The following is a 20,158-nucleotide window of genomic DNA, read 5'->3' on the forward strand; positions in this document are numbered from 1 at the left end:
CAAAACGGACCTAGCGGGACGCCCGGCTGACGCTCCGGAGGATTGGATACCCACCAGGTGACGACGCCGGGAGAGTGGTCTTCCTATGATGGGCGAATGACACCCGAGGACCGCTTCCCCGGGCCTGAACACCCCGCCTCAGGCCCCCGCCACCAGCCGGACCTCGATGTGCTGCCGTACGGCACCTACTACGAGCCGGACCACGCCGCCGGCCACGGGTACGACGCCCAGGGCGGTCCGGGCGGTCCGGGCGGGGCCGGCGCTCCCGGCACGTACGAGTCGTACGACGCGGAGACCTACAGCGGCTACGGCGGCGCCCGCTACCTCGAACAGCACTGGCCCGCCGACGGGCACGGCCAGGGCCACACCGTCCACGCCCAGTCGCACGCCGTCGCCTTCTCCGACCACGGTCAGCACCGCGGCTACGACGAGGGGTACGACGAGGGCTACGAGCCCACCCTCCCGGACCAGCCCTCCCCCGCCCTCCAGCTCCCCGCCGAGCAGCCCGAACACCCCGCCCCGGCCGAGCACCCCGGCCCGGCCGAGCACCCGGGAACGGCCGAGCACTCCGGCCCGACCGACCGCGACGACCCGCCGACCATCGAGCTCGGCCCGCCGCTGCAGGACCCCGCCGCGCCCACCTACCCGTACCCGGCCCCCGGCCCCGACGAGCCCCCGGGCCCGGTGTACGTCGTCGGCGACGTCCACGGCTACCTGGAGGAGCTCCGCGCCGAGCTGCGCCACCAGGGCATCATCGACGCGGACGGCCACTGGTCCGCCGGCCGCGCCCGGCTCTGGTTCCTCGGCGACTTCACCGACCGCGGCCCGGACGGCATCGGCGTCATCGACCTCGTCATGCAGCTCGCCGCCGAGGCCGCCGCCGCCGGCGGCTACTGCCGCGCCCTGATGGGCAACCACGAGCTCCTCTTCCTGGGCGCCGCCAAGTACGGCGACGAGCCGGTGCAGTCCACCGCCGGCACCGCCTCCTTCCTCGCCGCCTGGCGGCTCAACGGCGGCCAGCAGAACGACCTCGACCGCCTGGAGGCGCACCACATCAGCTGGCTGTCCCGGCTGCCGGCCATCGCGCTGGAGGACGACCACCTGCTGCTGCACTCCGACACCACCGCGTACCTGGAGTACGGCGAGTCCATCCCGGACGTCAACGACGCCGTGCACACCCTGCTGCTGGACAGCGGCGTCGACGAGTGGTGGGACTGCTTCCGCCGCTTCACCAAGCGCTTCGCCTTCCGCGGCGACGCCGGGCCGATGGCCGTCCACGAGCTCCTCGGCACCTACGGCGGCAGCCGGATCGTGCACGGGCACAGCCCCATCCCGTACCTCACCGGCGCGGTGCACAACGACGACGGGCAGCCGCCCCACATCCCCGGGCCGTACGTGTACGCGGACGACCTGGCCGTCGCCATGGACGGCGGCGTCACCATGGAGGGGCGCCTGCTGATCGCCCGACTCCCCGTCAACTGACGGCCGCCCTCGAACGGTTGTTCCCGGCGCCCGGGCCGCCGCACGCGCGCGGCCCGGGGCGCGAAATTCCGGAAACCGACTGTCAGCCCGGCCACGGCCGCCCCTACCATGAGGCACGTCACACCCGGCCCGCCCGTCCAGGGCCCGCCTCCGTGCCCGCACCGGCGCCCCGGGGCCCCCGCGCCTCCCGACGCCGGCCGGGGTCTGCCCGAACGGGGTCCCCATGTCCAACCCCCCGCCACTGCTCGCCGAGGACCGCCCCGACTACGAGCGCCTACTCGGCGAAGCCCTGCGCGACCGCACCGTCCTCACCGCCCTGCGCGCCCCCGGCGCCCTCACCACCGCCCAGCTCCGCGTCCTCGCCCTGCGCGACGCCGACCGGATAGCCGCCGCGGCGGCCACCGAGTACGCCCACTACACCGCGCTGCGCGACAGCCTGCACCACACGCCCCCGCCGGAGGCCGGCACCGAGCCCACCGCCCCCGGCCTGCTCGCCCAGCTGCGCACCGGAGGCGGCGGCGCCGGGCTGTTCCCCGTCCTCACCGTGCTCACCCCGATCCTCGCCTGGGCCGCCGGCATCGCCCTGCTGCTGCTCGGCTGCCTGCTGCGCGCCGCCGACTCCACGCTCGCCCTCGGCCGCTCCCTCGCCACCGCCGGCTGGGTCGCCCTCGCCGCGGGCGTCGCCGCGATGGCGGTGGGCGTCACCGGGCTGGTGTTCACCGCCCTGCGCGACGGCGCCGCCGCCCCGGCCGGCACCGACCGCGAGCTCCTCGCCGAACTGGCGGACGCCCGCCGGGAATGGCGCACCGCGCTGCGCGACCGCGGCCTGCTCCCGTACCTGCACGCCGCCCTGCCGGCCGTCCCCGGCGGACCGGGCGGCGACGGCGGCGACGGCGCGGACGGCGGGGGCGACGCGGACGCCCGGCCGGCGCCGCACTTCAGCAGCCCCGGGTACGAATCGCCGTCCTTCACCGGCCCGGACGCGACCGGGCGGGACTTCACCGGGCCGGACTTCACCGGCCCGAGCTTCACCGGCCCGTCCTTCACCAGCCCGGACTTCACGGGGCCCGACGAGGTCGGTTGAATCTCCTCCCCGGCATCAAGATCTCTCCAAAGATCGGATTAAATGTGCGGTAGCCATGGGGGGCCGCCGAAGGGTCGCGTCCCGACCTTTCCACGGAGGCCACATGACGGGCACAACCGCACGCCCCGAAAGCACCGAGAGCGAGCCGATACCGCTACCACCGCTCGCCAGACCGGCGGTCCGGATCGCGCTCGCCGTCGGCATCGGAGCGGTCGCGCTGCTCGTGCGGTACCTCATGCTGCACTGGCAGTCGCTGGACTTCGGGTACTTCCTGCACCGGTGGTACCGGACCATCGAGCACAAGGGCGGCTTCCGCGCCCTCAAGGACACCGGCTTCGCGGACTACAACGTCCCCTACCTGTACCTGCTGGCCGCGCTCACCTACCTCCCGGGATCGGCGCTCGTCGGGATCAAGGCGATCTCCATCGCCTTCGACCTGCTCCAGGCCTTCTTCGTGTTCCGGATCGTCGCGCTGCGCTACCCCCGCCGCGACGCCTGGCAGCCGTTCGCGGCCGCGCTGCTCTCCCTGCTGCTGCCGACCGTCGCGGTGAACAGCGGATGGTGGGCCCAGGCCGACGCGATCTACACCTCCTTCGTGCTGGGCGCCGTCTACTTCGTGCTCACCCGCCACCCGTGGTGGGCCTGCTCGATGCTCGGCCTCGCCCTCGCGTTCAAGCTCCAGACCGTCTTCGTCTTCCCGTTCCTGCTGGTCATGCTCGTCACCCGGCGCGTGCTGTGGCGCAGCCTGCTCGCCGTCCCGGCGGTCTTCCTGGCCCTGGACGTCCCCGCGTTCCTGGTCGGCGCCGACCCCGGCAAGCTGCTCACCGTCTACACCCGGCAGGCCGACTCGTACGCGCAGAAGCTCGCGCTCGACGCGCCCTCGGTGTACCAGTTCGTCAAGACGCCGGCCGACCCGCACCAGGTCGAGGCGATGCGCGGCACGGGCGTCCTGATCGCCGGCGCCGTGGTGTGCGCCCTGATCGCGCTGGCCCTGTTCTCCCGCACCGGGCGGCGGGCCCTGCGCAGCGGCGCCGCCCGGCCCACCCTCACCCAGAACCAGGTCCTGCTGACCGCCCTCTCCTCGGCGATCACGGTGCCGTTCCTGCTGCCGGCCATGCACGACCGCTACTTCTACCTCGCGGACGTGCTCAGCCTGGTCGCGGCCTTCTACCTGCCGCGCCGGCTCTGGTTCGCCCCGATCCTGGTGCAGACGGCGTCCTTCGCCAGCTACCTGCCGTTCCTGCGGCCGAAGACGTACGCGTCGATGCTGGCCGAGGAGTACCAGTGGTCCACGCCCGTGTGGCAGCTGGTGGCCGCCACGATGGGCGTCGCCGCCGTCGCCGTCCTGGTCGTGACCGCCCTGGAGTACCGCCACCGGAGCACCGGCCGGGGCCCCTTGGGCCCGGTCCGCTCCTCCGACGACGCGCCGCGCGAGCCGGAACCGCAGCTGCTGTCCTCCTGAGCCCCGGCTCAGGGCGTCGTCCGGGCCGCGGCGGCCGCCTCCGCCGCGGCCCGGACGAACTCCCGCACCCGCGCCGTCCCGTTGCCCGGCAGCCAGACCGGGCCGCGCTCGATCGGCGGCGCGTCGTGGATCGGCACGTACGCGACATCCGGGCGCGGGTAGTAGCGGCGGGAGTGCTCGCCGACCGGGAGCACTCCCCGGCCCAGCGCCACCAGGCTGAGCATCTCGGAGAACGTCCGCCCGGCCGGGCCCTTCGGCACCGGCCGGCCGGACGGGGTGCGGTCCGGGGTGCGGTCGCGCTTGAAGCCGACCGAGGTCTGCGCCGGGTACTGCACCACGGGGTGGTCGGCCAGCACCTCCAGCGACACCGACTCCCGCCCGGCCAGCGGGTGGTCCGCCGCCACCGCCAGCACCCGCCGCTCGGTGAGCAGCACCGGCCCGCACTCCATCCCGCCGAAGGGGTACGAGGCGATCAAAACGTCCACCGTGCCGTCCAGCAGGCTCGCCCGGGAGTCGGTCAGCTGCACCTCGCGCACGTCCACCCGGCAGTCCGGGTGCCGCGCGCCGAACAGCGCCACCGCGCGCAGCAGCACCGGCGCCGTCTGCTCACCGAGGAACGCCACCCGCAGCCCGCCCGACACCCCCCGGCTGGCGTCCACCGCCCGGCGCACCGCCGCCTCCATCGCGGCCACCACCGGCGTCAGGTCCTCCACCAGCCGCGCCCCCACCGGCGTGAGCCGCACCGAGCGGCTGGTGCGCTCGAACAGCGGCCCGCCGATCCGGCGTTCCAGCTGCTTCACCAGCTGGCTGACCCGCCCGGTGGTCAGGTGCAGCCGCTCGGCCGTCCGGCCGAAGTGCAACTCCTCGGCCAGGGCCAGGAAGACCTCGATCTCCAACCGTTCCAGCATCCGCCGCCCCCTCGACCGTTGAATCCAGCTCAACGATCGTACGGTGATCCACCGTTGAAGCCCGCCCCGGGACGGAGCATCGTGGAACCCGTCACCGCACCGCCCCCCTCACCCGTGGAGCCGGCCACCATGCGCGTCATCGCCCTCGACCACCTCGTCCTCAACGTCGCCGACATCGAGCGGTCCCTGGACTTCTACACCGGCCTGCTCGGCCTGGAGCCCGTCCGGGTCGACGAGTGGCGGGCCGGCCAGGTCTCCTTCCCCTCCGTCCGGGTCAACGCCGGCACCATCATCGACCTGTTCCACCGCCCCCGGCACGAGTCCAACGTCGACCACATCTGCCTCACCGTCGAACCCCTCGACTGGCAGGAGGTCGTCGACTCGGGCGTCTTCACCGTCCTCGACGGCCCCGGCCCCCGCTACGGCGCCCGCGGCACCGCCACCTCCCTGTACGTCCAGGACCCGGACGGCAACACCGTCGAACTCCGCTGGTACCCCCAGGACGTGCCGAGCGCCTGAGGCGCCACGGCTCGGGCAGCCGCGCCCCCGGCTCAGAAGCCGGTCGGGCGGCGGGGTGTGTAGCCGGCCTCCAGGGCCCCGGTCTCGTCGGCGTCGAGGCGGACGGCGAGGGCGGCGGCCGCGTCGTCCAGGTGGGCGGGCCGCGTCGCGCCGATGACGGGGGCGGCGACGACCGGGTTGCCGAGCACCCAGGCCAGGGCCACCCGTGCCATCGGCAGGCCGCGCCGGGCCGCGACCCGCTGGACGGCGTCGACGATCGGACGGTCGACGCCCTCGAAGAAGCGCCGCCCGACCGGATCGCTCGCCGAGCGCTCGGTGCCCTGCCCGTACGGACGGGCCAGGCGCCCCGAGGCGAGCGGGCACCAGGGCAGGCTGGCGACGCCCTGGTCCGCGAGCAGCGGGAACATCTCCCGCTCGTCCTCGCGCTGCACCAGGCTGTACTGGTTCTGCATCGACACGAAGCCCGGCCCGCCCAGCCGCCGCGCGGCGTCCTGCAGCTTCGCGAACTGCCACGCCCACATGGAGGAGGCGCCGAGGTGGCGGACCTTCCCCGCCGCCACCGCCTCCTGCAGGGCCGCCACCGTCTCCTCCACCGGGGTGCCCGGGTCGAACCGGTGGATCTGGTAGAGGTCGATGTAGTCGGTGCCGAGGCGTCGCAGCGAGGCGTCCACCTGGTCGAGCACCGCCCGCCGGGACAGCCCCGAGCCGCCCGGGCCGTCGTGCATCGGGAGGCCGACCTTGGTGGCGACGACCACGTCCTCGCGCCGGGTGTACCTCCGGACGGCGCGGCCGACGATCTCCTCCGAGGTGCCGCCGCCGTACACGTTGGCGGTGTCCCACAGCGTGATGCCCAGCTCGACGGCCCTGCGGAACAGCGGCGCCGCGGCCTCCTCGCCGAGGGACCAGGGGTTGTGCCCGTGCGCCGGATCGCCGAACCCCATGCAGCCGAGCGCGATCCGGCTGACCGTCAGATCCGTGCCGCCGAGCTTCCCGTACTCCATCGCCGCCGCCCTCACGCCGGGTACGGCGCGACGGCCCTGGCGTTCTTCAACGCACCCGCCCACCAAGCGAGTTGGTCGAGCAGGGTCCTGGCGTAGCCGGCCGCCGCGGGGTCCAGCGGGCTGCCGTCCCGCCAGGCGGTGAAGTAGTTCGGGAAGGCCAGGCCGTCCCGGATGGTCACCGCGTGCAGCTCGGTCAGCACGTTCTCCAGGTGCAGCACCGCGTGCCGGCCGCCGGCCGCGCCGCCGTAGCTGACGAAGGCCACCGGCTTGGCCGTCCACTGGGTGAAGTGCCAGTCGATGGCGGCCTTCAGCGAGGCCGGGTAGCTGTGGTTGTACTCGGGGGTGACGATCAGGAAGGCGTCCGCGCCCTCCAGGGCCTCGGTCAGCCGCGCCATCCCGGCCGGGCGGGGGTAGCCGTCGCCCGCGAACTTCGGCGAGGACGCCGGCAGGGCCAGCGGCAGCTCCACCTCCGCGAGGTCGACCACCTCCACCTCGAACGCGTCGTGGGCGGCGGCCTGTTCGGCCACCCACGAGGACACCACCGGGCCGAACCGGCCGTCCCGGACGCTTCCGACGATGATCACCAGCTTGTGCGTGTCGTGCTCCGTGTTCTCCATGGCCACCACTCTTCGCCCGGCCCGCCGCCGCAGCCAGGCCGCACTCAGGCTGTCCCCCGCAGGGCCAGGCTGAGCTCCGCCGCGCGCCGTACGCTGCTGCCCATGGGGACACCACTGGGGGACTTCGTCCGGGCCAAGCGCGACAGCATCCAGCCGGAGGCGCTGGGCCTGCCCGACCACGGCCGCCGCCGCTCACCCGGCCTGCGGCGCTCCGACCTCGCCGCCCGGGCCGGCATCAGCGTCGAGTACCTGACCCGCATCGAACAGGGCCGCGACCGCAACCCCTCGACGCCGATCGTCAACGCCCTCGCGGACGCCCTCAGTCTCGCCCCCGCCGAACGCACCCACCTGCGCTACCTCGCCAAGATCACCGGCGGCGAGTGCGCCGGCCGCACCCGGCCCGCACCCCCGCGCCGCGACGTCCGCCCGACCGTCCTCGCGACGCTGCGCCTGCTCGAACCCGGCATCGCCGCCGTCACCAACCGGCTCGGCGACGTCCTCGCCCGCACCAGCGGCTACGAACTCACCCTCGGCGCCGCCGGTCTGCTCGACACCGACGCCCCGAACCTCACCCGCTACGTCTTCACCGACCCGGCCGCCCGGACGCTCTTCCCCGACTGGGACGACGTCGCCGACGAGCAGGCCTTCGACCTCTGGCTCGGCCCGTCCGTCGAGAACTCCGAGTGGCTCACCACCGAGCTCGCCCCCGTCGCCGGCCCCGACTTCACCGCCCGCCTCAACCGGCACACCGTCCCGCGCCGCGGCGTCCTGCGCCTCGACCACCCCTCGGGCGACCGGCTCAGGCTCCACCGCGAGACCATGGAACTCGCCGCCGAAGCCCAGCAGTTGACCGTCTACCTGCCGGCCGACGAGGCGACCGAGCAGGCCCTCGACCGGCTCCGCCACCCCGCCCCGCAGCGGCTGCGCGCCATCTCCTGACGCCCCCACGCGAACCGCGGCGGCCGAGGCGGCCGAGGCGGCCGGGACAGCCTTGGGCAGGCCGGTAGTCCGGGCAGCAGCGGACGGAAACACGTGAATTCCCGATATCCCCGGCCCGGGAACGCCGGAGCGCCGCCCCGATCGCCTCGGGGCGGCGCTCCGTCATCGGACCGTCAGTCGGCCAGCGGCAGGTAGACGCGGTTGCCCTGCGCGGCGAACTCCTCCGACTTGGCCTGCATGCCGGCCAGCGCCTCGGCGTCGAAGTCGGTGGTGACGGCGGTGGAGCCGTCGCCGTGCTCGTCACGGATCTTCTGGGAGATCTTCATCGAGCAGAACTTCGGACCGCACATCGAGCAGAAGTGCGCGGTCTTGGCGGGCTGGGCCGGGAGGGTCTCGTCGTGGAAGTCGCGGGCGGTCTCCGGGTCGAGGGCCAGGTTGAACTGGTCCTCCCAGCGGAACTCGAAGCGGGCGTCGGAGAGCGCGTCGTCCCAGGCCTGGGCGCCGGGGTGGCCCTTGGCGAGGTCGGCGGCGTGGGCGGCGATCTTGTAGGTGATCACGCCGGTCTTGACGTCGTCGCGGTTGGGCAGGCCCAGGTGCTCCTTGGGCGTGACGTAGCAGAGCATCGCGGTGCCCCACCAGGCGATCATCGCGGCGCCGATGCCCGAGGTGATGTGGTCGTAGCCGGGGGCGACGTCGGTGGCGAGGGGGCCGAGGGTGTAGAACGGCGCCTCGTCGCAGATCTCCTTCTGGAGGTCGATGTTCTCCTTGATCTTGTTCATCGGGACGTGGCCCGGGCCCTCGATCATCACCTGGACGTCGCGCTCGCGGGCGATCCGGCCGAGCTCGCCGAGGGTCTTCAGCTCGGCGAACTGGGCCTCGTCGTTGGCGTCCGCGATGGAGCCGGGGCGCAGGCCGTCACCGAGCGAGAAGGTGACGTCGTACGCGGCGAGGATGTCGCAGAGCTCCTCGAAGTTGGTGTAGAGGAAGTTCTCCCGGTGGTGCGCGAGGCACCAGGCGGCCATGATCGAGCCGCCGCGCGAGACGATGCCGGTCTTGCGGCGCGCGGTGAGCGGGACGTACCGGAGCAGCACGCCGGCGTGGACGGTCATGTAGTCGACGCCCTGCTCGCACTGCTCGATGACGGTGTCCCGGTACACCTCCCAGCTCAGCTCCTCGGCCCGGCCGTCGACCTTCTCCAGGGCCTGGTAGAGCGGCACGGTGCCGATCGGCACGGGGGAGTTGCGCAGGATCCACTCGCGGGTGGTGTGGATGTTGCGGCCGGTGGAGAGGTCCATGACGGTGTCGGCGCCCCAGCGGGTCGCCCAGGTCATCTTCTCCACCTCCTCCTCGATCGAGGAGGTGACGGCGGAGTTGCCGATGTTGGCGTTGATCTTCACCAGGAAGTTGGTGCCGATGACGGCCGGCTCCACCTCGGGGTGGTTCACGTTGACCGGGATGACGGCGCGGCCGCGGGCCACCTCGGCGCGCACGAACTCCGGCTCAAGACCCTCCCGGAGCGCCACGAACTCCATCTCGGGAGTCACCACGCCCCGCTTGGCGTAGGCGAGTTGGGTGACGGCGGCACCGCCGCGGCCGCGCAGCGGGCGGCGCGGGCGGCCGGGGAAGACGGCGTCGAGGTTGCGCAGGTCGCCGCCGCGCGGCGAGGTGTGCTTGATGCCGTCGTCCTCGGGGCGCGGCTCGCGGCCGTCGTACTCCTCGACGTCGCCGCGCTGGCGGATCCAGGCGTCGCGCAGCGGCGGGAGGCCGCGCCGCACGTCGGGCTGGTAGGCGGGGTCGGTGTACGGGCCGGAGGTGTCGTACAGCGGGACGGTCTTGCCGTCGGTGAGGTGCACCTCGCGGTACGGGACGCGCAGGTCGGGCCGGGATCCTTCGCGGTAGGCCTTGTGCCACGCCGGGGTGGGGTAGCCGGTGCGCTCGCTGCTGGGGGCGCCGGCGGCGGACTGGGCCTGGGCAGACTGCGGCTGTGCTTCGAACGTGGTCATCTGACCTCTACTCCCTACGCCGGCATTACCCGGTCAGGTTCCTGCGGTCGACGCAGCCTGCGGTCCGTCCGTCGACGGCTCCGGTCAGCGTCCTCTCAGCCCGGTGCTCCGAGCTCCCGCGTCCGCAGGCGGGTTGCCTGCGCATGACGCCCAACACCGTAGCGAGCCGATCGCCGCAGGTCCAGACGGCCACCGGGGAAATGCCCGAGGCCCGGCCACCCCGCGACGGGGGTGCCGGGCCTCGACGGCGCGTGCTGGGCCGGCGGCTCAGCTCCTGGCCGCCTTCTTCACCAGGATCACCACGGCGGCGGCGATGCCGACCACCACCAGCAGCTTGATGACGATGCTCAGCAGGGCGCCGACCACACCGAAGACGAAGCCCACGATGTTCCACGCCAGCACCAGGACCAGCACCGGGATGACGATGTTGCGCACCCAGGAGGGCAGCGACTTCCAGAGCTCAGCCATGTCGGTTCCTTTTCTCCCCTCGGGCCGGCTGCCGTCCGGTGCCGCATCCCGCTTGCTTTCGGTACTTCGATCGTACGGGGGCGGGTGGGCCCGAACGAGGCCCAACGGCCCGGAGAGAACCCCGAGATCACCCCGATCCCGACCCCCGGGGAAACCCCCGAGAGCCAGGCTCCCGCAGGTCAGACCGGCCAGCGCTCGCCGCGCCAGGCGGCGTCCCAGAACATCCACTCGTAGCGCGAGGTGGTGGTGAAGTGCTCGACCACCTTGCGGCGTTCGGCCGGGGAGAGCTCCGCGCCGAGCCGGTCGGTGAGCGCCAGCACCCGCCGCACCACGGACTGGAAGGCCTCGTCGCCGTAGGTGGCGATCCACTGGGCGTACAGCGGGTCGGGCGAGCCCTGGGCGAGCAGCGCCTCGCCGACCCGGGCGTAGATCCAGTAGCAGGGCAGCACCGCGCCGAGCGCCTCGGCGAAGGAGCCGCCGTACACGGTGGCGAGCAGGTAGCTGGTGTAGGCCCGGGTGGTGGGCAGCACCGGCTCGGCGGCGGCCCGTTCGGCGCTGTCGCCGAAGGCGGTCAGGAACGCGGCGTGCATGCCCTGCTCGGCGGCGAGCGCGCCGACCGCGTCGTCGGCGAAGGCCCGGACGTCCTCCTCGCCGGGCGCCTTGGCGGCGCAGACGGCGAGCGCGCGGGCGTAGTCGCGCAGGTAGTGCGAGTCCTGGACGACGAAGTGGCGGAACGCCGCGCGCGGCAGGGTGCCGTCGGTGAGGCCGCCGAGGAAGGGGTGGGCGAGGATCTCGGCGTAGATCGGCTCGATGGCCGTCCAGAGTTCTTCGGTGAGGCTTCGGGTCATGCGAACGACCCTATGCAACGCCCCCGTGCGCGTGCGGTGCTCAGTCCTCGGGCGGCGAGAAGACCACCAGCACCCGCAGTTCCTCGGTGATGTGGTGGAAGCGGTGCGGGGTGCCGGCCGGGACGTACACGACGGTGCCGCGCCCGACCGTCGCGGTCTCGGCGCCGACGGTCAGCTCGGCGCGGCCGCTGATCACCTGGTAGATCTCGTCCTGTTCGTGGGCGGTCTGGGTGTCGGTGTCGCCGGGGGAGAGCGCGTACAGCCCGGCGGACATCCGCGGCTCGCGCAGGAAGCGCAGGTACGCCCCGTCGTTGGCCGAGCGTTCGGCGTCCAGTTCGTCCAGTCGGAACAGCTTCACCGCCGCACCCCTCCACTCGGTCCCGTCCGTCCACCTTCCGGATCAGGGGCATTCAACACCAACTCGTCCGCCGGGAGCTTCCCAGCGGCCGGGGCGCCTGCCACGCTTGGGCGGTATGAAGGGTTTCGTCATCAAGACACTGATCAACGCGGCGGCCATCTGGGTCGCCGCCTGGATCGTCAGCGGTATCCAACTCGCCCAGGGCAAGGCCGACTGGCAGCACAAGGCGCTCACGGTGCTCGGCGTGGCCGTGGTGTTCGGCGTCATCAACTGGCTGATCAAGCCGGTGGTGAAGCTGTTCTCCTTCCCGCTGTTCATCCTGACGCTGGGGCTGATCACCTTCGTGATCAACGCCCTGATGCTGCTGCTGACCTCGTGGGCCTCCACCAAGCTCGAACTGGACTTCCACGTCAAGGGCTTCGGGGCCGCGCTGATCGGCTCGCTGATCATCAGCCTGGTCTCCTGGGGCCTGCACCTGGCCCTGGACGACGACTGACGGAACCGGCGGCCGTGCGCGCGAGCGCGAGGGGCCCGTGCCCGGGTGGTCCACCCGGGTCCGGGCCCCTCCCCGTGCGCTCACCCCGGGTGCCCCGGGCCGCCGAGGATGTCCGCGAGCTCGGCGTCGAGTTGCCGCCCGGTGCTCTCCCGCCCGATCGGCACCAGCCGGTCGGTGCGCGCCAGGAAGGCGAGCAGCGGCGCGACGCGGGCCCGCAGCACCGCCTCGCCGCCGGGCGAGCGCAGCGTGACGCGCACCTCCGGCGACCGCTCCTCCTCGACCGGCTCGATGAGCACGTCGCCCTCGCCGGCGGGCCCGCCGAGCCCGTCCAGCAGCAGCTCGCGGGCGAACACCCAGGTGACCGGCGGATCGCCGGGCAGGTGGAAGGTGAACCGGACGGCGTATGGGTCGCCCGGGTCGTAGGCCAGCTCCACCACGAGGCCGAGGGCCAGTTCGGGGGAGAGCGCGAGGCCCATCACCAGGTGCTCCTGGACCGTCGTGCTGTGCTGCATGGCGCCAGCCCCTCTCGCTTTCGTCCGGTGGCTGCCCATGGCAGCACAGCGGAGCCCCGAACGGACGCACCCGCCCGGGTCGGCGTTTCGACCCCGCGCCCGCGCGGGAGACTCCGGCACAACGCTCACGCCCCGGAGGTGGCCATGGGCCCCGACGACCGCACTCCGCCGCTTCCCCCGCTCCCGCGCACGGCGCCGCCGCGCCCGGTGGTCAAGCGCACCGCCCGCGCGATCCTGCTGGAGCTGGACCCGGACGATCCGCACGGCCCCGCCTCGATCGTGCTGATCCGGCGCGTCCGGCCGGGCTCGCCGCACCCGTACTGGATCACCCCCGGCGGCGGTGTGGAGCCGGGCGACCGGACGGTGGTGGACGCGCTGCACCGCGAGGTGGCGGAGGAACTGGGCGGCAAGGTGGTCGACGTGGTGCCCGCCTTCGTCGACACCATCAGCCACACCCACCACGACGACGGGACGCTGCTGCACCCGCACGGGGTCAAGGTGCAGCACTTCTTCGTCTGCCGGCTGGCCTCGATGGACCTCAGCCGGCGGCACGGGCCCGAGGTGGACGACCCGAACGGCGAGTACGAGGTGGTCCGGCTGCCGTTCACCCGCGAGGGCGTGACCTCGGTCAACGTCGTCCCGCCCCGGCTGCGGGCGTACCTGGCGGCGAACATCGAGGGCGTCCGGGCTCTGCTCGCCCCCGACCTGGGCTGACGGAACCCGGGCCGACCGAACCCGGGCTGACGGACCCGGTCCGGGCCGGTGTCGCGGTCCGGGCCCGTTCATCGGGCCCGGCCGGCTCTGCCGCTCATCCGGCGGCCAGCTCGCCGACCAGGTCGTGCCGGATCCGCTCGGCCGGCACCCCCGCCCGCAGCAGCACCCCGACACCCCGGCGGACCATCGCGGGCGGCCCGCTGAGCACCGCCTCCCGGCCCGTCCACGGGCCGAACCGGCCGACCACCTCGGGCAGTTCACCGGTCAGCACGCCCTCGGCCGGCCCGCTGCCGGACAGCACCGGGCGCACCGCCAGCCAGGGGTGACGGGCCGCCAGCTCGCGCAGCCCGTCCAGCTCGTACAGCTCGGCGGCGCCGCGGGCGCCGTAGAACACCTCGACGCTGCGGCCGCGCCCGCCGTACTCGACGGCCTCCTCGACCAGGGCGCGGATCGGGGCGATGCCGGTGCCGCCGGCCAGGCAGAGCAGGTCGGCGCCGAGCGCGTGGTCGACGGTCATCGCACCGGCCGCCGGGCCCAGCCGCAGGACGTCCCCGGGCGCGGCCCGGTGCACCAGCGCGTTGCTCACCCAGCCCGCCGGGACGGCCTTGACGTGGAAGGTCAGCAGCCCGTCCGGGCGGGGTGCGGTGGCGAAGGAGTAGTGCCGCCAGACCCTCGGCCACCAGGGCGTCTCCAGGCTGCAGTACTGCCCGGCCCGGTACCGGTACGCCTGGTCGGGGCGGACGGTGATCACCGCGACGTCCCGGGTGCGGCGCTCGTGCCGGACGACCTCGCCCTGCCACCAGGGCGGCGAGGTGCGGGCGGCCTCCTCGGCGGCCTCGATCATGATCGTGGAGATCAGCCGGTAGACGCGGCGCCAGGCCAGCTCGGTGTCGGCGTCCCAGCGGGCGCCCGCGTACCGGGCCAGCGCCTGCACCAGGCACTCCCCGACCGGGGGGTAGTGGCCGGTCAGCGTGCCGTAGCGGCGGTGGCCGCGGCCGAGCTCGCCGAGCCGGGTGCGCAGCGCCACCGGATCCTCGGCGCCGCGGGCGGCGGCCAGCAGGGCGCGGAACAGGCGGTCGCGCTGGACGTCCATGGCGGCCGGGAAGAGCGAGCGGACCTCGGGGTGGTGCAGGAAGAGCAGCGCGTAGAAGTGCGCGGTGGCCCGGTCGGCGACGGGCTCGACGACGGCGAGGCTGGCCCGGATCAGCTCGATGTCCCGTGGCGTGGGAGGGAGTTCGGCGGCGGAGAGGTCCGGCTGGGCGGCCGGCGGCACGGACAGCGGGGCAGGCTGCGGCGCGGGCGGCAGCGCGGGAACGGCCGGCCGGTGTGCCCAGGCCTCGCTCCAACTGTCGCCGGGGCCCGCCCAGTTGAGGCCGGGCGCGTCGGCGAACAGCGGCTGGAAGGCGGGCGCGACGCCGGTGGTCGTCGCGAACGGCTCCGGGTGGCCGGGGTGCGGATGACCGGGCTCCGGATAGCTGGGCGCGGGCACGGCCGGCGGCTGGGCCGGCCGGGCCGGGATCACCGGGTGGACGGCCTGCGGCAGCGCCGCGGCGCCGTCCGCCGGCGGCAGGTCCGGCGGGTCCAGCGGCATCGGCTGCCGGGCCGGCTGCGCCGCCACGGGCTCGGGCGGCAGCTCCGGCAACTCCGGCAACTCCGCCAGGCCCGGGACGGCGGCGACCCCCGCCGAACCGTGCCCGGTGCGGATCAGAAGTGTTCGGCGGGACTTCACCGCCGCGTTTCGAGTACCCAAGAGAATCGTTTCGCCTCCGGCCGCACTGCGCCACCACCTGGCTGGATCCCTACTGGCGCCTAGGCAGCGTGGCATGCCCGAAGTACTCATCCGACAAATCGCGCGAAGCCCGGACACCCGGCCCGGGAACGCGCTACTCTCACTCGATCTGCGATTGCCCTGAGTGGGCCCCGGTCCACTCAGGGCAACCCGGCCCTGGTCACGGCCGCGGCCCGGCCCTGGTCACGGCCGCGACGGTCACGGCCGCGACGGTCACGGCCGCGGCCCGGTCACAGCTGCCGCAGCAGCATCCCCGGCCGCTCCACGCAGTCCGCGACGAACCGCAGGAAGCCGCCCGCCGTCCCGCCGTCGCAGACCCGGTGGTCGAAGGTGAACGACAGCTGGGTGACCTCGCGCACCGCCAACTGCCCCTCGTGCACCCAGGGCTTGGCGACGATCCGGCCGACGCCGAGCATCGCCGCCTCCGGGTGGTTGAGGATCGGCGTCGAGCCGTCCACACCGAACACCCCGTAGTTGTTCAGGGTGAAGGTGCCGCCGGTCAGTTCGGCCAACGAGAGCGAGCCGTCGCGCGCCGCCTCGGTCAACCTGCCGAGCTCGGAGCCGAGTTGCTCGGTGCCGAGGGTGTGCGCGTCCCGCACCACCGGTACGACCAGCCCGCGCTCGCCCTGCGCCGCGAAGCCCAGGTGCACCGCCGAGTGCCGGATGATGCCCGAACCGTCCTCCGTCACACTGGAGTTGAGCTCCGGGAAGCGCGCCAGCGCGACCGTGCAGATCCGCGCCAGCAGCGCCAGCACGCTCACCTTCGGGCCCGGCGTAGCGTTCAACTGCCGCCGCAGCGCCATCAGTTCGGTGGCGTCCGCGTCCACCCAGCAGGTCGCGGCCGGGATCTCCCGGTGGCTGCGGCTCAGCTTCTCGGCCACCGCCTTGCGCAGCCCGCGCAGCGGGACGACGCCCTCCTGCGGCGCGGCGGCGACGGAGGCCGCCGGAGCGGCCACCTTCGCCGCGACCGCCCGTTCGACGTCCGCGCGCATGATCAGCCCGTCCGGCCCGCTGCCCGCGACGGCGCCCAGGTCGATGCCCTGCTCCCGGGCCAGCCGCCGCACCAGCGGCGAGATCACCGGCACCACCACGGAAGCGGCCGGCGCGACGGGAGCCGCAGCAACGGGAGCCGGCGCGACCGCGACCGGGGCGCCCGCGACCGGGGCGACCGCGGCCGGAGCGGCAGGCACGCCCACCCGGCGCCGCCGTCCGCCCTTGGACTCGGCGACGCCGTACCCGACCAGCGGCCGCTCCACCTCCGCGGCCAGCTGAGCGGCCACCTGAGCGGCCCGCTCGGCGGGCTCCTCGGGCGCGGCCCCGCCGGGCGACGCCACCGCGACCGTCACCAGCGGCGCGCCCACGGCGATCTCCTCGCCGACCTCGCCGTACCGCGCGGTCACCACCCCGCCGTACGGGCAGGGCACCTCCACCACGGCCTTGGCCGTCTCGACCTCCACCACCGGCTGGTCGACCGCGATCACCTCGCCGACCTCGACCATCCAGCGCACCACCTCGGCCCCGGTGAGACCCTCACCGAGGTCGGGCAGTCGGAACTCCCGCACGACGGGCATCACGCTCAGTCCTCCCACTGCAGCCGGGCGACCGCGTCCAGGATCCGGTCCACCCCGGGCAGGTGGTGGTGCTCCAGCATCGGCGGCGGGTACGGGATGTCGAAGCCGGTGACCCGCAGCACGGGCGCGGCCAGGTGGTGGAAGCAGCGCTCGGTGACCCGGGCGGCGATCTCCGCGCCGGTGCCGCCGAAGCCGCTGGCCTCGTGCACGACCACGGCCCGGCCGAGCGAGCGCACCACCCGGGTGACGGTCTCGTCGTCGAACGGGACGAGCGTGCGCAGGTCCAGCACCGCGAGGTCCCAGCCCTCGGCCTTCGCCGCCTCGGCCGCCTCCAGGCAGACCGGCAGCGAGGGGCCGTAGGTGATGAGCACCGCCGAGGTGCCGGTGCGCCGCAGCACGGCCCTGCCGATCGGCTCGACCGGCGCCGCCGGGTCGAACTCGGCCTTGCCCCAGTAGAGCCGCTTGGGCTCCAGGAAGACCACCGGGTCGTCGGAGGCGATCGAGGCGCGCAGCAGCCCGTACGCGTCGGCGACGGTGCCGGGGGTGACCACGTGCAGGCCGGGGGTGCTGGTGTAGTACGCCTCGGAGGCGTCGCTGTGGTGCTCGACGCCGCCGATGCCGCCGCCGTACGGGACGCGGACGGTGATCGGCAGCGGGAGGCGGCCGGCGGTGCGGTTGCGCATCTTGGCGACGTGCGAGAACAGCTGCTCCAGCGCCGGGTAGGCGAAGGCGTCGAACTGCATCTCGACGACCGGGCGCAGCCCGTACATCGCCATGCCGATCGCGGTGCCGAGGATGCCGGCCTCGGCGAGCGGGGTGTCCAGGCAGCGGTCCGGGCCGAACTCGGCGGTCAGCCCGTCGGTGATCCGGAAGACGCCGCCGAGCGCGCCGACGTCCTCGCCGAGCACGTGTACCGCCGGGTCCTCGCGCATGGCGTCCCGCAGCGCGGAGTTGAGCGCCTGCGCCATGGAGGCGGTACGGGAAGAAACAGCGGTCGACATCAGTGCTGCACCTCGGCCTCGGCGGCCAGCTCGGCGGACAACTGGGCGGCTTGCTCGCGCAGTTGGGGGGTCGGCTCGGCGTAGACGTGGGCGAACAGCGCCATCGGGTCGAGCTCCGGGTCGGCGTGGAACTCGGCCCGCATCCGGGCCGCCAGCGCCTCCGCCTCGTCCGCCGCGAGCCGGACCAGCTCGTCGTCGAGGATGCCGAGTCCGCGCAGCGCCCGCTCCATCTGCAGGATCGGGTCGTGGTCCTGCCAGGCGGCCACCTCGGGCTCGGTGCGGTAGCGGGTGGCGTCGTCGGCGTTGGTGTGCGCCTCGACCCGGTAGGTCAGCGCCTCGACCAGGGTGGGGCCGCCGCCGCTGCGGGCCCGCTCGACGGCCTCGGTGAGCACGGAGTGCACGGCCGGCGCGTCGTTGCCGTCCACCAGCCGGCCCGGCATGCCGTAGCCGACCGCCTTGTGCGCCAGGGTCGGCGCGGCGGACTGCGCGGTGAGCGGGACGGAGATCGCGTAGCCGTTGTTCTGCACCAGGAAGACCACCGGGGCCCGCAGCACGGCGGCGAAGTTCAGCGCCTCGTGGAAGTCGCCCTCGCTGGTGCCGCCGTCGCCGAGCATGGCCAGCGCGACCACCGGGTCGCCGCCCAGCCGGGCGGCGTGCGCCAGGCCGACCGCGTGCGGGGCCTGGGTGGCGAGCGGGGTGCAGAGCGGGGCGGTGCGGGTGGCGCGCGGGTCGTAGCCGGTGTGGGCGTTGCCGCGCAGCAGGGTGAGCGCTTCCAGCGGGTCGACGCCCCGGGAGACCACCGCGAGGGTGTCGCGGTAGCTGGGGAACAGCCAGTCCTGCTCGTCGAGCACCAGCGCGGCGGCGACCTGGCAGGCCTCCTGGCCGGTGGAGGCCGGGTAGACGGCGAGGCGGCCCTGCTTGGTCAGGGTGGTGGCCTGCTGGTTGTAGCGGCGGCCGACCACCAGGCGGCGGTACAGCTCGCGGAGCAGGGCCGGGTCGTGCTTCTCCAGCGCGGGGGTGCCGAGCACGCGGACGGGGGAGTCGTCCGGGAGGAAGGGGGCCGGGTCGGTGCGCGGGGCGGTCGCCCCGGGCAGCCAGCCGGGCACGCCCGTCTGGTGTCTGTGGTCGAGAACGGTCATCTCGGGCACCTCCATGGGTGGCGGGGGCTCCCTACCGATTGTTCGGTCGTCTGTTCATCTTGACCAGAAGCGTGACAAGGTGGTGGACATTCGGCCTGAGCGGCGGTCGACTGGTGGCAGTACGTCCAAACGGTGAGGGTGGGGGGTCATGTCGGCTGAACAGATGTCCAGACTCGATCGGGTCGACCGGTCGATCCTGCGGCTGCTGCAGCAGGACGGTCGCGCCTCCATCCGCTCGGTGGCCGAGCGGGTGCACGTGTCCCGGGCGAACGCCTACGCCCGGATCTCCAGGATGGTCGAGGACGGCGTCATCCGCGGCTTCACCGCCAGGGTGGACCACGAACGGGCCGGTCAGGGCGCGTCCGCGTACATCACCCTGAAGATCGTCCAGAACTCCTGGCGGACGGTGCGCGAGCAGCTGCTGGAGCTGCCCGGGGTGGCGCACATCGCCCTGGTCGGCGGGGACTTCGACGTCCTGCTGCTGGTGCACACCGCCGACAACCACGCGCTGCGGGAGCTGGTGCTCAACCGCATCCAGTCCATCCCGCAGGTGCTCGGCACACGAACCATGCTGGTGTTCGAGGAGACCGACCAGGTGCCGCCGGACTGAGCGCCCCGGTCAGCGCGCCCGCAGCCCGTCGAAGGCCAGGTGCACCACCGCGTCCGGCACGCCGTCCGTCGCCTTCAGGCCCGGGCGGTACCACTCCACGATCGAGTTGATCATCCCGAACAGCAGCCGGGTGGCCAGCCGCGGCTCCACGTCCGAGCGCAACGCCCCGTCCGCGACGGCCGCCCGCACCAGCGCGGCCACCTGGTGGTCGAACTCCCGCCGCCGCTCCAGCGCCCACAGCTCGGTGGCCGTGTTGCCGCGCACCCGCAGCAGCAGCGTCACGTACGGCAGCTCCGCCAGCAGCACCTCGGCGGTGCGCCGCACCACGTGCTCCAGCCGCTCCACCGCCGGGCCCTCGACCGCGCCCGGCTCGGCCAGGATCGCGAACAGGGCGTCCAGCGCCCGCCCGACCGCCAGCCGCAGCAGCTCCTCCTTGCCGCGCACGTGGTGGTAGATCGACGACTTGGAGATCCCGGCCGCCCGGGACAGGTCCTCCATCGAGGTCCCGTCGTAACCGCGCTCGTTGAACACGTCGACGGTCACCGCGAGCAGTGACTCCACGGTGTAGGCGGTGCGCGTGGTGTGATCGGCCATCCTCCGAGTATCCCCGGCCGCCCCGACCGGGACGCGATCGGGC

Annotated in this window: 21 protein-coding genes and 1 riboswitch; of the genes, 8 read left to right on the forward strand and 13 right to left on the reverse strand. The window is 73.9% G+C overall.

Annotated features, from left to right (window positions below):
- Window positions 1-96 precede the first annotated feature (96 nt).
- The 3 genes from AB2U05_RS16025 (at window position 97) to AB2U05_RS16035 (ending at window position 4,028) form a co-directional block, all read left to right on the forward strand.
- The gene (locus tag AB2U05_RS16025) at window positions 97-1,482 is read left to right on the forward strand and encodes a metallophosphoesterase (RefSeq protein WP_369183548.1); all 1,386 of its coding nucleotides are present in this window, start codon (window positions 97-99) and stop codon (window positions 1,480-1,482) included.
- A gap of 223 nt (window positions 1,483-1,705) precedes the next feature.
- Window positions 1,706-2,566 carry a hypothetical protein gene (locus tag AB2U05_RS16030; RefSeq protein WP_369183549.1) on the forward strand — a complete coding sequence of 287 codons (861 nt, stop codon included), beginning with the start codon at window positions 1,706-1,708 and terminating at the stop codon, window positions 2,564-2,566.
- Window positions 2,567-2,669: 103 nt separating this feature from the next.
- Window positions 2,670-4,028, forward strand: a complete 1,359-nt coding sequence (locus AB2U05_RS16035; protein ID WP_369183550.1) for a hypothetical protein — start codon at window positions 2,670-2,672, stop codon at window positions 4,026-4,028.
- An 8-nt stretch (window positions 4,029-4,036) separates the two neighbouring features.
- Here the strand turns inward: AB2U05_RS16035 and AB2U05_RS16040 are convergent, their stop codons facing one another.
- Window positions 4,037-4,936, reverse strand: coding sequence for a LysR family transcriptional regulator (locus AB2U05_RS16040; protein WP_045696987.1), 900 nt, complete (start codon window positions 4,934-4,936; stop codon window positions 4,037-4,039).
- A 129-nt stretch (window positions 4,937-5,065) separates the two neighbouring features.
- Between AB2U05_RS16040 and AB2U05_RS16045 the strand changes: the two genes are divergently transcribed.
- Window positions 5,066-5,455 (forward strand): VOC family protein, encoded by a 390-nt coding sequence (locus AB2U05_RS16045; RefSeq protein WP_045697076.1) that lies wholly within the window; start codon window positions 5,066-5,068, stop codon window positions 5,453-5,455.
- 32 nt (window positions 5,456-5,487) lie between these two features.
- On the opposite strand, the gene AB2U05_RS16050 is transcribed toward AB2U05_RS16045, so the two are convergent.
- Together AB2U05_RS16050 and AB2U05_RS16055 are read right to left on the reverse strand one after the other, a co-directional pair.
- Window positions 5,488-6,456 carry an aldo/keto reductase gene (locus AB2U05_RS16050; protein ID WP_369183551.1) on the reverse strand — a complete coding sequence of 323 codons (969 nt, stop codon included), beginning with the start codon at window positions 6,454-6,456 and terminating at the stop codon, window positions 5,488-5,490.
- 11 nt (window positions 6,457-6,467) lie between these two features.
- The gene (locus AB2U05_RS16055) at window positions 6,468-7,073 is read right to left on the reverse strand and encodes an NADPH-dependent FMN reductase (protein WP_369183552.1); all 606 of its coding nucleotides are present in this window, start codon (window positions 7,071-7,073) and stop codon (window positions 6,468-6,470) included.
- Between the two features lie 102 nt (window positions 7,074-7,175).
- Here AB2U05_RS16055 and AB2U05_RS16060 point away from each other — a divergent pair, with 102 nt between their 5' ends.
- Window positions 7,176-8,012 (forward strand): helix-turn-helix domain-containing protein, encoded by an 837-nt coding sequence (locus AB2U05_RS16060; protein WP_045696993.1) that lies wholly within the window; start codon window positions 7,176-7,178, stop codon window positions 8,010-8,012.
- A 173-nt stretch (window positions 8,013-8,185) separates the two neighbouring features.
- Here AB2U05_RS16060 and thiC read toward each other — a convergent pair whose 3' ends face one another.
- The 4 genes from thiC to AB2U05_RS16080 all read right to left on the reverse strand — a co-directional run bounded on the left by thiC (window position 8,186) and on the right by AB2U05_RS16080 (window position 11,689).
- Entirely contained in the window at window positions 8,186-10,015 is a 1,830-nt protein-coding gene (thiC, locus tag AB2U05_RS16065; protein ID WP_369183553.1) for a phosphomethylpyrimidine synthase ThiC, read from the reverse strand.
- A riboswitch (TPP riboswitch) is annotated at window positions 10,010-10,145 on the reverse strand. (Overlaps the previous gene by 6 nt.)
- A 137-nt stretch (window positions 10,146-10,282) precedes the next feature.
- The gene (locus AB2U05_RS16070; RefSeq protein WP_045697000.1) at window positions 10,283-10,483 is read right to left on the reverse strand and encodes a DUF5326 family protein; all 201 of its coding nucleotides are present in this window, start codon (window positions 10,481-10,483) and stop codon (window positions 10,283-10,285) included.
- A 179-nt stretch (window positions 10,484-10,662) separates the two neighbouring features.
- The gene (gene tenA / locus AB2U05_RS16075) at window positions 10,663-11,331 is read right to left on the reverse strand and encodes a thiaminase II (protein WP_369183554.1); all 669 of its coding nucleotides are present in this window, start codon (window positions 11,329-11,331) and stop codon (window positions 10,663-10,665) included.
- A gap of 40 nt (window positions 11,332-11,371) precedes the next feature.
- Window positions 11,372-11,689 (reverse strand): cupin domain-containing protein, encoded by a 318-nt coding sequence (locus AB2U05_RS16080; RefSeq protein WP_045697004.1) that lies wholly within the window; start codon window positions 11,687-11,689, stop codon window positions 11,372-11,374.
- A 115-nt stretch (window positions 11,690-11,804) separates the two neighbouring features.
- On the opposite strand from AB2U05_RS16080, the gene AB2U05_RS16085 reads away from it, so the two are divergent.
- A complete protein-coding gene (locus tag AB2U05_RS16085; RefSeq protein ID WP_045697006.1) occupies window positions 11,805-12,185 on the forward strand; it encodes a phage holin family protein in 381 nt (126 codons plus the stop codon).
- Between the two features lie 80 nt (window positions 12,186-12,265).
- Here the strand turns inward: AB2U05_RS16085 and AB2U05_RS16090 are convergent, their stop codons facing one another.
- Window positions 12,266-12,697, reverse strand: coding sequence for an SsgA family sporulation/cell division regulator (locus AB2U05_RS16090; protein WP_369183555.1), 432 nt, complete (start codon window positions 12,695-12,697; stop codon window positions 12,266-12,268).
- 144 nt (window positions 12,698-12,841) lie between these two features.
- On the opposite strand from AB2U05_RS16090, the gene AB2U05_RS16095 reads away from it, so the two are divergent.
- Window positions 12,842-13,411: an NUDIX domain-containing protein gene (locus AB2U05_RS16095; protein WP_045697010.1), complete on the forward strand. Its 570-nt coding sequence runs from the start codon at window positions 12,842-12,844 to the stop codon at window positions 13,409-13,411.
- Window positions 13,412-13,505: 94 nt separating this feature from the next.
- Here the strand turns inward: AB2U05_RS16095 and AB2U05_RS16100 are convergent, their stop codons facing one another.
- The 4 genes from AB2U05_RS16100 to pdhA form a co-directional block, all read right to left on the reverse strand.
- Window positions 13,506-15,140 (reverse strand): globin domain-containing protein, encoded by a 1,635-nt coding sequence (locus tag AB2U05_RS16100; RefSeq protein WP_369183556.1) that lies wholly within the window; start codon window positions 15,138-15,140, stop codon window positions 13,506-13,508.
- A 290-nt stretch (window positions 15,141-15,430) separates the two neighbouring features.
- Complete coding sequence (locus tag AB2U05_RS16105; protein ID WP_369183557.1) at window positions 15,431-16,771, reverse strand: dihydrolipoamide acetyltransferase family protein; 1,341 nt, start codon at window positions 16,769-16,771, stop codon at window positions 15,431-15,433.
- A 5-nt stretch (window positions 16,772-16,776) separates the two neighbouring features.
- Window positions 16,777-17,772, reverse strand: coding sequence for an alpha-ketoacid dehydrogenase subunit beta (locus tag AB2U05_RS16110; protein ID WP_045697012.1), 996 nt, complete (start codon window positions 17,770-17,772; stop codon window positions 16,777-16,779).
- Entirely contained in the window at window positions 17,772-18,911 is a 1,140-nt protein-coding gene (gene pdhA / locus AB2U05_RS16115) for a pyruvate dehydrogenase (acetyl-transferring) E1 component subunit alpha (RefSeq protein ID WP_045697084.1), read from the reverse strand. Before pdhA ends, AB2U05_RS16110 begins: the two co-directional genes overlap by 1 nt.
- 163 nt (window positions 18,912-19,074) lie before the next feature.
- On the opposite strand from pdhA, the gene AB2U05_RS16120 reads away from it, so the two are divergent.
- Window positions 19,075-19,521 carry an Lrp/AsnC family transcriptional regulator gene (locus AB2U05_RS16120; protein WP_078859968.1) on the forward strand — a complete coding sequence of 149 codons (447 nt, stop codon included), beginning with the start codon at window positions 19,075-19,077 and terminating at the stop codon, window positions 19,519-19,521.
- Between the two features lie 9 nt (window positions 19,522-19,530).
- Here the strand turns inward: AB2U05_RS16120 and AB2U05_RS16125 are convergent, their stop codons facing one another.
- Window positions 19,531-20,115, reverse strand: a complete 585-nt coding sequence (locus AB2U05_RS16125; protein WP_045697015.1) for a TetR/AcrR family transcriptional regulator — start codon at window positions 20,113-20,115, stop codon at window positions 19,531-19,533.
- Between the last annotated feature and the right edge of the window lie 43 nt (window positions 20,116-20,158).

Origin of the sequence: Streptomyces sp. Y1 (assembly GCF_041053115.1) — a bacterium.
GTDB lineage: Bacteria > Actinomycetota > Actinomycetes > Streptomycetales > Streptomycetaceae > Kitasatospora > Kitasatospora rubellomurina.